The sequence below is a fragment of the Acidovorax sp. KPB24-07 genome, from assembly GCF_057543315.1.
In genome coordinates, this window is record NZ_BAAJYS010000403.1 from 1 (window position 1) to 2895 (window position 2895).

At 71.2% G+C, this 2895-nt stretch carries 4 protein-coding genes; 3 read left to right on the forward strand and 1 reads right to left on the reverse strand.

Annotated elements, in window-relative coordinates; translation table 11 throughout:
- On the reverse strand, positions 1-860 hold an 860-nt coding region (locus AC27IQ_RS21640), incomplete at its 3' end, for a hypothetical protein (protein WP_487090742.1).
- 143 nt (positions 861-1003) lie between these two features.
- On the opposite strand from AC27IQ_RS21640, the gene AC27IQ_RS21645 reads away from it, so the two are divergent.
- The 3 genes from AC27IQ_RS21645 (at position 1004) to AC27IQ_RS21655 (ending at position 2882) form a co-directional block, all read left to right on the forward strand.
- Positions 1004-1735, forward strand: coding sequence for a helix-turn-helix domain-containing protein (locus AC27IQ_RS21645; RefSeq protein ID WP_284402471.1), 732 nt, complete (start codon positions 1004-1006; stop codon positions 1733-1735).
- Between the two features lie 53 nt (positions 1736-1788).
- Positions 1789-2322 (forward strand): DUF2867 domain-containing protein, encoded by a 534-nt coding sequence (locus tag AC27IQ_RS21650; RefSeq protein WP_487090743.1) that lies wholly within the window; start codon positions 1789-1791, stop codon positions 2320-2322.
- 137 nt (positions 2323-2459) lie between these two features.
- On the forward strand, positions 2460-2882 hold the full coding sequence (locus AC27IQ_RS21655) for a YXWGXW repeat-containing protein (RefSeq protein WP_272566806.1): 423 nt from the start codon (positions 2460-2462) through the stop codon (positions 2880-2882).
- The last annotated feature ends 13 nt before the right edge of the window (positions 2883-2895 follow it).

Genomic DNA, 2895 nt, shown 5'->3' on the forward strand with positions numbered 1-2895 from the left:
CGCACGCACTGCGCCCAGTAGGCGCCCGGCAGCGGGGCGCGGCGCGGTGCCAGCGCTGCGATCACCGGCCATGCGGCCAGGGCCGCCACCACGTGCTTGAGGCTGTGGCCCGACACCCAGCCGCCCGTCCAGCCGAACACCGCGTGGTCGCCCAGCTCCAACAGCTTGGCCAGGGCATACCAGCCGATCACGGCCACCAGCGACAGGGGCGGCCGGCTGGACCGCGCCGGCACCATCGCCAGCACCGCGACCAGCAGCATGCCCCCGCCCTGCAGCACGCCCCAGGGCAGCACCTGCCCCGCCATGCCCCAGGCCCGCAGCGACAACGCGCCCGCCAGCGGCAGCACACAGGCCAGCACCCAGGCGGGCCGCGCACCCATGCGCCCATCGACCGCCAGGCCCACCAGCCCGGTGAAGGCCACCAGCATGCCCATGCGGTCCCACAGCAGCGTGATGTCGTGCGGCACCGCGTGGTACAGCGCCGAGGCGCCGGCCGTGAGCAGCAGGCCCGAGAAGAAGACCGCCGCCATCACCGCCGTGGTGGTGCGGCCGGTGCCGGCCGCCTGCGCCACCCCCTCGCCGCACCCGCCAGCCTTGCCGCTGCGCACCCACTGCACCAGGCGCCGCACGCCCAGCAGCCCCATGAGGGCGAACGGCAGGTTGGTGAGCACGTCCATCGCATGCGCGATGCCCCACAGCGTGCGCTGGTCGGCAAAGGCATGCTGGTGCGGGTCCGCCGCCACCTGCGGGCCCCAGGCGCCCACGGCGGCCAGCACCGCCAGGGCGCCATACAAGGCCCATTCGGCCGGGGCCGGACGCGAGAGGAAGGCGCGGGAAAAAGAACGGGTGGACAACGGCATGGACGAAACTCCGGAAGGCAGCGGGATGGAACGGGGGACGGGAAGGGGACTGGAACGCAGTCTCTCCACCCTGGCCACGCCAAGGTGCACGAAACGCGCCCAGGCCTATCGCTGGCCACGCTGGGTATCCATAATCGATACCCATGAGCACCACCGCCGACCTCGTTGCCGCCCTCAAGAAGGAACTCAAATCCGCGCAGATGACCTATGCGGACCTGGCCCAGGCCCTGGGCATGGCCGAGTCCAGCGTCAAGCGCATGCTGGCCAAGGGCGACATGCCGCTGTCGCGCATCGATGCGATCTGCCGGGCGCTGGCCCTCGACTTCGCCGACCTGGCGCGGCGCGTGGCCGATAGCCAGCCCCTGCTCAAGGAACTGAGCCAGGCGCAGGAAACGGCCGTGGTGGCCGACAAGAAGCTGATGCTCATGGCGATCTGCGTGCTGAGCCAGTGGACGCTGGAGCAGATCGTGACCACCTACCGCCTGAGCGAGGCCGAGGGCGTGAAGTACCTCGCGCAGCTCGACCGCATCGGCATCATCGAATTGCGCCCCCTGAACCGCTACCGCCTCAAGCTCGCCAAGACCTTCCGCTGGCGCCCCCATGGCCCGGTGATGCACTACTTTCGCGACCATGCGCTGCTCGACTATTTCGCCGGCAGCTTCGACGGCCCGGGCGAAGGCGTGCTGCTGGTGCACGGTGCGATCAGCCGCAGCCTGGCGCCGGCCTTCTGGGAGCGCATGCAGCGCGTAGCGCACGATTTCGCGCAGCAGCACCTGGCCGACCAGCGCATGCCCGAGCGCGAACGCGAGGGCTACACCGTCCTGCTGGCGCTGCGCAGCTGGGAGTTCGACGTGTTCACCAGCATGCGGCGCTGAGCCGCGCCGCCCTTCGTTTTTCCGGCCCACCGCCCCAGCACCCGATACACCCCATGCCCCATCCTCCAAAGATCACCACCGTCGCGGTGCCACCCGGCAGCGCCATTGCATCGGCACTGCCGGGTGCCTACTTCGCCGACAGCTACGAAGCCACCGACCCCGAGCCCGCGAGCAGCGCGCTGCAGGCCTGGCTGTCCACCCTGGCCCACGTGCCCGGCTGGACGAACCGGCTCATGGCGCTGCGCAACCGGCTGGTGCGGCTGGCAGGCCTGAAGGACCTGGGAGCGCTCGGTGGCGATGCCGCCCACCCGCTGCGCGACGCCGCCAGCTACCGGGTGGGCGACCGCGTGGGCATCTTCCGGATCCGGCACCTGGCCGAGGACGAAGTGGTCATGGGCCAGGACGACCGCCACCTCGACGTGCAGGTGTCGCTGACCAAGCGGCAACCGGCGGAGGGGCCGCCCCGCATCGCCCTGAGCACCGTGGTGCATGTGCACAACACGCTGGGCCGGGTGTACATGGCGCTGGTCGTTCCGTTCCACCGGCGCATCGTGCGCACCCTGCTGGCGCGCTACGCCGCCCGGTGAGGCGCGGGCGCTCGCCCCTGCCCGGCCGGAAACACCCGGTCACAACACTTCGCGCCGCGGCGACACCGGCTTGACGTTGGAGGATCACGATGGAGGTGCTGAAAAAAACACACAGCGCTTTTCCAAAGGAGATCGTCATGACCCGCAAGACCATTGCCCTCACCGCCGCCACGCTGGCCCTCGCCGCGATGGGCTCCGTCACCACCGTGGCACGGGCAGCCACCAGTGCCACCGTGATCGTGCAGTCTGGCGGACCGGTGTACCAGCAGCCCGGACCCGTGATGGTGCAGTACCAGGCACCGCCCCCGCCCCGCCGGGAAGCCGTGCCGCCCCCGCGCCGCGGCATGGTGTGGGAGACAGGCCATTGGGAATGGCGCGGCCATCGCCATGTCTGGGTGGCCGGCCACTGGGTCCGCGCCCGCCCCGGCTATGTCTACCGCCAGCCGGCCTGGGTGCAGCACGACGGCCGCTGGGAGATGCGCCGCGGCGGCTGGGACCGCGACGGCGACGGCGTGCCCAACCGCCAGGACCGCCGCCCGGACAACCCGAACCGGTACTGAGCCACGCGGGGCC

Excerpts from the sequence above, each read along its gene's own strand:
- AC27IQ_RS21645 (WP_284402471.1), top strand. The coding sequence starts at position 1,004 with ATGAGCACCACCGCCGACCTCGTTGCCGCCCTCAAGAAGGAACTCAAA.
- AC27IQ_RS21655 (WP_272566806.1), top strand. The coding sequence starts at position 2,460 with ATGACCCGCAAGACCATTGCCCTCACCGCCGCCACGCTGGCCCTCGCC.
- AC27IQ_RS21650 (WP_487090743.1), top strand. The coding sequence starts at position 1,789 with ATGCCCCATCCTCCAAAGATCACCACCGTCGCGGTGCCACCCGGCAGC.